Genomic DNA, 6,796 nt, shown 5'->3' with positions numbered 1-6,796 from the left:
AGATGATGGTGCCGCAGACCAGGGAATGGACTGCACCTGACTGACAGTCAGGCATGCCCCGGTCATCGCATTGCTGCTTGCACTTGGCTCAGGATCTTCAGGCACTGGTCTCGTCAGCCAATGCAGCCTCCACCCGCCCACCGGTAACGGTGTTCAGGAGGCCAGATCATGAGATGCCCTTGCTCCCGGTCGTAAGGAGCCGCCAGTCCCGCGTTGGGGGCCTTCCCCACAGGTCGCAGGGGCCTTGATCCCTGATAACACTCAACATTCTTGGCGGGATGACGTGGGGCGAGGATCGGAGAGCGAACGATGAGGTGATTCGACATGGCATTGGTCGGCAAACGCAATGGCCGCAATTTCGGCTACGGCAGGCAATTGAGCTACGCAGGACCGCAGGCGCTGAAAGACATGTTTGGCGGTGGCCACTACGGCACGGTCAAAGCGCACTGTGATCGATGGCAGGCATTCGTGAAGTGGTGCCGCTCCGAACAAGGGCCAAGTATCAATGATGCGCGGCAGATTGATCGGAAGGTATTGACGGACTATGCGGCGTATCTGCGCGATGCGGTTGAGTGCGGTAGCCTCGCCATCAGCACCGCACAAAACCGCCTATCCAGCGTTAACAGGACAATGGCGGCGCTGCGCGGTGATCAGTGTGTGAAATTACCCAGTCCGAGCAAGGCGTCGGGAATGCAACGCACCGGGATTCGCCACTCAGTACCGCAGGGCCAAGACCGCGATCAGGTTAAAGAGATCGTCAATGCGCTTTGCCGAAATCATCAGCAACGGACCGCCGCGATTGTCCTGTTGGCGCGAGCCACTGGCATGCGCTTGCGTGAAGCCATATTGGCTGACCTGCCACGACTTAGCCGTCAGGCTGAAGCCTGCGGCAAAATCAACATCCAGGAAGGCACCAAAGGTGGCCGCGCCGGCGCTTCGGCGCCACGTTGGATAGCAGTGGATGATCATATTCGTGATGCTCTTGGATTCGCATCGAAAGCGTCACCTTCAGGTAGCCGAAACCTGATTGCGCCAGATGAGAGCTACCTGAATCTTCTGCAAGAAAGCATCCGCTCTGCGCGGGATATCCTGCATGCGCACAACCTCAAGGGCTTCCATGAGCTACGAGCGGCGTACGCATGTGAGCGCTACGAGCAGATCACCCAACACCCCGCGCCAATTAACGGCGGCCAATGTTGCCAGGTAGATAGGAACCTTGATCGTGAGGCCCGGTGGCAAATCAGCTGCGAGCTGGGGCACGGGCGGATCGACGTGGTCGCTGCCTACATAGGAGGTCGCAGATGAATAAGGTATTCGATATGGAGCTGTTCTTGGCTGCGGTGCTGACGGGATCGCACTCCACACAACAACGCCATTTGCGACAGGCGAAAATCATCCAGGCTGAGATTGCAAACCGCTGGCAGCGAGAAACGCCTTGGACTTGGCGGCGAAAGCATCTAATTTGGTTTCTAGAGCATTGTGTCGCTGGACGAAGTGAGGCGACGCGGTACTACTATCTTCTCACTGTTCGGCTACTGGCTAGACGCCTGAAAGCATCATGGTCCTTCCATCTGTAGATGCATCTGATCCTCACCGTCAGGATTGCAAATGACTCGATGCGACGTCCTCAGGCGAGTCGTCAGTGGCGACCAACGGTCGTCAAGGTACAGCGCAAAGGTGTAGATCTTTCGCCACGGCAGACGAAGCGAAGCCTGACGAAGCTCTGTGCGGAGCGATCGAATATATTCCTTGAAGGGAATGTCGACTGTTGGTAAGGTCCACTCCGCGTATGGAGGTTGATATGTCTCAAAAAACTAAAGTGATCGCTGCCGTATACGGCAAAGAGCATGATGCCGGAAGGGTCGTAGGCCAGTCGTTGAGAAGCCTGAGAGAGGCTGTCGGATACACTCAGCTCCAAATGGCAGAGAAGTTAGGAATTGGTCAGGCGGCCATTTCAAAAATCGAAGCACGGGGCGACGTACAAATCTCCTCCTTAAAAAAGTACGTTGAAACTCTCGGCGCATCTTTACGAATTGAGGCGGCATTCAGTGCTGACAGCGACGTATCCGCTCGCCTACGCGGAGAGCTTGATATAGAAGAACACTCTAACAGGCAGTTGATATTACCGATATTCAGCAGCGACGAGCCAACGCCAACAGCGACCAAAGATCTAATTATAAGTATCCACCCACAATACTCGGAAAAAATTTTAAAAGGCAAAAAAACCGTAGAGCTTCGTAGACGTTTCCCTCTATCCACAGCGAAAGGGACGAAAATCTATATTTACTCAACATCCCCCGTGATGGCTATTGTTGGGTGCGCAGAAATTTCCGACATCATTAAACTTCCTATTCAAAACATATGGAAGAAATACTCAAAATCCGCATTAATTAAGAAGCATGATTTTGAAGTGTACTTTGAAGGTTTGACAGAGGGTTTTGCACTCGAGCTAACAAATGCACGAACATTTCAGACCCCAATGAATCTTAAAGAACTCAGAGAGCGGTTTAACTTCACCCCTCCTCAGTCCTTTATTTATGCCAAGCAGGAAATGCGCAGGGCCCTCATGGATGAACAGACAAATATATCTAATTGATACTAATATTGTAATCGGCCTAGAAGACAACAAAACTGTTCAACCTGTATTTTCGACATTTATACAGTTAGCAACAAAAAACAAGGTTGGCGTATTCATTCATGCAGCCGCAAAGGATGATATAGCGCGCGACAAAAACATCGAACGCCGCAATATCTCGGCAAGTAAGCTTGAAAAATTCAGCCACATCGAAAGAGTTCGTGGGTTTGATGCAAGCACACTTGGCGATGAGTTCGGAAAAATCAGAAAGCCAAATGATGTAGTAGATGTCACTCTATTACATTCATTGCATATTGGCGCGGCAGACTTCCTGGTAACTCAGGATAGAGGCCTGCATGAAAGAGCGAGACGTCACTCATCAGAATTAGGCAGGCGTGTCCTTCATATTGCCGACGCCGTAGACCTCCTGCAAACTACGTTTGAGCCAAAAGAAAGCCCTGTACGCTTTGTAGAGGAAGTTTCAGCAAATACAATACCTTTAAGCGATAAAATATTTGACAGCTTGAGAGAAGACTACGCCCCTTTCGATCAATGGTGGAAAGAAAAATGTGTTCGGGAACATAGGCAATGCTGGATTGTTTCAGACTACAGCACTAAAAGCATAGCAGGCCTAGTCGTTAGGAAAGATGAAACCTCAGGCAACACGGATGCAAAATTACCTGCCAATAAAATACTAAAAATTTGTACATTCAAGGTCCGCCCCGAAAGCAGGGGTGTCAAGCTTGGGGAACTATTACTAAAAAAAGTATTTTGGTTTGCTCAGAAAAACGCCTACGACCTAGTGTACGTTACCACATACAAAACTCAAAACTCGCTTATTGATCTACTCGAATATTACGGCTTTCAAAATACTGCAACAAAACAAGATGGCGAACTCATCTACGAAAAGCGTTTTTCCCAAAACAGGCTATCTCGCGAGCCTGGGCAGGACCTTTTCACTATGGCCAAGATTAACTACCCGCGCTTCGTATCAGACGCTGGCGTGAGAGCGTTTGGCATACCTATTAAAGAGAGCTACCACGACACGTTATACCCAGATTTAAAGTATGATCCTCAAGGTGACCTATTCGAGAGTTCTGGGCTGATAGGCGGGCCAAACCGCCCCGGCAATACTATAAGAAAAGTTTATCTCTGCCGGGCCAAATCAAAGCTCGGCGAACCTGGATCACTGCTGTTTTTTTACAAAAGCAAATCAAAACACGAACCGTCTCAGTCAATTACTGCCGTTGGGATTTTTGAAGAACTTGCAAATGCAAACTCAACAAAAGAACTGATGACTTTGTCCGGCGGACGGTCTGTCTACAGCGAACAAGAGCTTGAAAGCTGGCAAGCATCCAAAGAAAATCCGATAAAAGTTATCAATTACTTGTTAGCAGGGTATATTGACCCACCTGTCAGCTTATCTGAATTACAAGAAATTGGTATTTTCAGAGAGCATCCGCCACAATCCATATTTGAAATAAAGGAAAATCTTGGAAAGCTACTGCTAAGGGCAAAGCTCGGCTTTGAAACATAGAGAAGAGGAGATGCAATGCCAACCTTAATCAGTCACCGTGAGCTAGACGTCAAAAAACTGGTGACCACTGCTGAAAACTCCAGAAAATCAGGCTGCTGCAAAACTTGGAAGGGAATGCTAAGCTCTTGACAAACTTTCCGCGCTTGCGCTCTTTCATGCTCTAGGAATACGCCAATATCAACTGCACTTTTCGCAGAATCTCTAGCTGCTAGGCGTGACTGTATAGTATTAACATCAGCCTCCAAGACCACCACACCTGTAATTTCTATATCCTGAAAAACAGAAGATTCCAACTTAACAAAATCTGAAGCAGCATTGATTAAAACAAAATGCCCATCCAAAATTAAAGGCTGCCCTCCCTTAATAATTCGCTTGACAGCAGACTTTAATGCGAGCTGATTTTCATCAACATTTTTAACTTTTTTATCTACACTCCAATCCGCGAGAGTTCGTTCTTTACGTATTAGCCCACTCGCACTCTCATACGCAACTGAAAACTCATCCGCATATCGCTGACAGAGAAAGCTCTTACCCACCCCATGAACCCCTGCCACAAATACTGTCATATACGCTCCAAAATATTTACCATCACATAATAATTGATACCGATTTTTGAAAAAACTAGAAAAACACCTAACCTAAAATGTCGACATCAGTATAGTTGCATTCATCAAATTAACAAGATTTAAGGTGTGAGCGTTAGGCTTAGTGAGAGCGAAAGGCAAAGGGCAAAAATCTCCTGGATGGTCTGAGCGTGCGACTGGCCAGAACAGCACGAAGGTGAGCCTGATTTATCCCAGCTTTCAGTATATATTCGGGTTTGGGATTGGCAAGTGGTTTGGAATTGAGCCGCACGCCGAATTTACTGCGACATCACAATAACTTTAGAACACAAATCTTCTAACTAAACAATCTTGCATACTTGAAGTCAAATCAATTCACACGCACTATGGCCTGATCACAACAATCCACAAAGGCCAACGCTCGCTACGGACTTTGATAAATTTTATAGGTTTGATTTATACTAAGATCTGTCCGTTAGCTGAAACCTTTACGGTGTTGGCTCGTAAAATCTAATTAGGCGGACATCTAAATTCTTTAAGGAGGAAAATGTCAATCTCCCTCTCGTGCATTTTCTGTAAAAGCCATGAGGCTTCGTCCTTAGCACATATCGTCCCTGAGTCGTTAGGTGGAAAGAATGCACCGACGGGTAGACCAGGCGTCACCTGCGATAGCTGCAATCAATACTTTGGACAAAAAGTTGAGTCTAAAGCACTGCAAAGCTTCCCGTTCAGCGCCTATCGTATGATGAGGGGAATACCCTCAAAGAAGGGACGTTTCGTTCGTATGGATACTGAGCTGGGACGACTAGAAGCCTCCATAACTCCTGGAGTAATTAAACTCGAGCCGCAGAATGATCAACTAAAGGCTTTTGTGGGACAAGGCCGGATTTCCCAATTCCATCTGATAGCCGAAGTCTCAGAACCACTAGCAGTGGCTCGGATGCTTCTTAAAATTGGACTTGAGCAGCTCGGTAAGAATTTTTATAACGTCGCTATCTCCGATCGTATGAGTGAGGCTCGAGATTTCGCTCGGAGGCCTGGAAGAGGTGATCACTGGTGGTTTATTCTCCGCACTGAGCCTAGAGAGATCCTTGCGAATGTTCAGGACAACACTTCCATTGAGATCATAGAACAAGAGAATGTGCTTGTTTCGGTAATGCGCCTACCTGGAATTACTACTTTCGTCCCATTAGAAAAGCGAGCTTTGCCGCCAGCGGAAAAATTCCTATCGGCTCCAGAGTTTCGAATAATTCGAGCCACATGCTGATATTACTAAATAACATTGAGCCATCAAGCGAATAATAGTCCACTGTATACTATGAGCTGTCGACTCAAACGTCGGATGCAAAGGGCTAAAGCTCATCAGCAGGGGAAGAATTTTTTGAGACAGTGATCTCAGATCACCGTCTCATCGGTTTGTGACCGGCAACCCGATAACGAAAAGCACCGAGCGGACGCGAATTCACCAGATCATCAAAAGTCCGCGTTTACCGTAAACCTCAGCGTTCCCATAAATGCAGAAATCTGATCCGGAGTTGCGTTGGGAGGACACGCTTCGACAAACTCACTGAAGGTTTTCACAATTGCGTAATTGAAGTCCTCCCATTCGCCGAATGCATAGGAGAATCGCACTAAGTCACACATGATAAACGTCTCTTTGGCTTTATGATTATTTTTGGGCCGGTGGGTGATTTTTCCGGCGACAATTATTATTTCAAAATGCTCAGAATATTTATCGTGATGAGGGTGAACTATTGTGTACGCATCGGAGTTGATCGGTAGGGAAGCACGAGGACTAAGAGCGCGATGCAGCACACTTTTATCTAGCTTAGCGATATTACACTCCTTGCATACCATCGCGAGGTTTAGAGGCTCATAGAGGAAGCGGGGGTAAACTGCCTTGGGAATTATATGCTCTACATCCCAGGTAAGCCCATGATTCTCTTTTTTCTCCATGCGGCAGTAGGCGCACCGATATTTTTGCTCTGCTAGGTAATGGGTACGTATTGTCCTCCGCAGTTCGACAATAGGACCGTCGGTCTGATTCCACTCCGTATGCGATACACCATCATAGCGGTTAACGTAGTTAAGGTTATCTCCAACGAAAACGATTGGCCGCAT

General features: G+C 47.5%; 7 protein-coding genes. 5 read left to right on the top strand and 2 right to left on the bottom strand.

What is annotated here, in order from left to right; translation table 11 throughout:
• Nucleotides 1–324: 324 nt before the first annotated feature.
• From BLS27_RS09775 to BLS27_RS09760, 4 genes are all read left to right on the top strand, one after another.
• Nucleotides 325–1,305 carry an integrase domain-containing protein gene (locus BLS27_RS09775; RefSeq protein ID WP_090344385.1) on the top strand — a complete coding sequence of 327 codons (981 nt, stop codon included), beginning with the start codon at nt 325–327 and terminating at the stop codon, nt 1,303–1,305.
• The gene (locus tag BLS27_RS23975; protein ID WP_090344383.1) at nt 1,302–1,577 is read left to right on the top strand and encodes a hypothetical protein; all 276 of its coding nucleotides are present in this window, start codon (nt 1,302–1,304) and stop codon (nt 1,575–1,577) included. The genes BLS27_RS09775 and BLS27_RS23975 overlap by 4 nt, the downstream gene beginning before the upstream one ends.
• 224 nt (nt 1,578–1,801) lie before the next feature.
• Nucleotides 1,802–2,596: a helix-turn-helix domain-containing protein gene (locus tag BLS27_RS09765; protein WP_090344380.1), complete on the top strand. Its 795-nt coding sequence runs from the start codon at nt 1,802–1,804 to the stop codon at nt 2,594–2,596.
• Nucleotides 2,571–4,112, top strand: coding sequence for a GNAT family N-acetyltransferase (locus tag BLS27_RS09760; RefSeq protein ID WP_090344377.1), 1,542 nt, complete (start codon nt 2,571–2,573; stop codon nt 4,110–4,112). Before BLS27_RS09765 ends, BLS27_RS09760 begins: the two co-directional genes overlap by 26 nt.
• A 32-nt stretch (nt 4,113–4,144) precedes the next feature.
• Here the strand turns inward: BLS27_RS09760 and BLS27_RS09755 are convergent, their stop codons facing one another.
• A complete protein-coding gene (locus BLS27_RS09755; protein WP_090344373.1) occupies nt 4,145–4,678 on the bottom strand; it encodes an ATP-binding protein in 534 nt (177 codons plus the stop codon).
• Nucleotides 4,679–5,222: 544 nt separating this feature from the next.
• Here BLS27_RS09755 and BLS27_RS09750 point away from each other — a divergent pair.
• Entirely contained in the window at nt 5,223–5,942 is a 720-nt protein-coding gene (locus BLS27_RS09750) for an HNH endonuclease (RefSeq protein WP_090344371.1), read from the top strand.
• A 206-nt stretch (nt 5,943–6,148) separates the two neighbouring features.
• Here BLS27_RS09750 and BLS27_RS23630 read toward each other — a convergent pair whose 3' ends face one another.
• On the bottom strand, nt 6,149–6,796 hold the full coding sequence (locus BLS27_RS23630) for an HNH endonuclease (RefSeq protein WP_139205747.1): 648 nt from the start codon (nt 6,794–6,796) through the stop codon (nt 6,149–6,151).

The sequence above is a fragment of the Pseudomonas guariconensis genome (assembly GCF_900102675.1).
Classification (GTDB): domain Bacteria; phylum Pseudomonadota; class Gammaproteobacteria; order Pseudomonadales; family Pseudomonadaceae; genus Aquipseudomonas; species Aquipseudomonas guariconensis.
Note: the sequence above shows the minus strand (reverse complement) of the source record. Positions and strands in the feature narration are given on the sequence as shown.

Bases quoted from the DNA above. Each gene is read 5' to 3' on its own strand.
- BLS27_RS09775 (WP_090344385.1), top strand. From the start codon at position 325: ATGGCATTGGTCGGCAAACGCAATGGCCGCAATTTCGGCTACGGCAGG.
- BLS27_RS23630 (WP_139205747.1), bottom strand. From the start codon at position 6,796: ATGCGGCCAATCGTTTTCGTTGGAGATAACCTTAACTACGTTAACCGC.
- BLS27_RS09765 (WP_090344380.1), top strand. From the start codon at position 1,802: ATGTCTCAAAAAACTAAAGTGATCGCTGCCGTATACGGCAAAGAGCAT.
- BLS27_RS09750 (WP_090344371.1), top strand. From the start codon at position 5,223: ATGTCAATCTCCCTCTCGTGCATTTTCTGTAAAAGCCATGAGGCTTCG.
- BLS27_RS09760 (WP_090344377.1), top strand. From the start codon at position 2,571: ATGAACAGACAAATATATCTAATTGATACTAATATTGTAATCGGCCTA.
- BLS27_RS23975 (WP_090344383.1), top strand. From the start codon at position 1,302: ATGAATAAGGTATTCGATATGGAGCTGTTCTTGGCTGCGGTGCTGACG.
- BLS27_RS09755 (WP_090344373.1), bottom strand. From the start codon at position 4,678: ATGACAGTATTTGTGGCAGGGGTTCATGGGGTGGGTAAGAGCTTTCTC.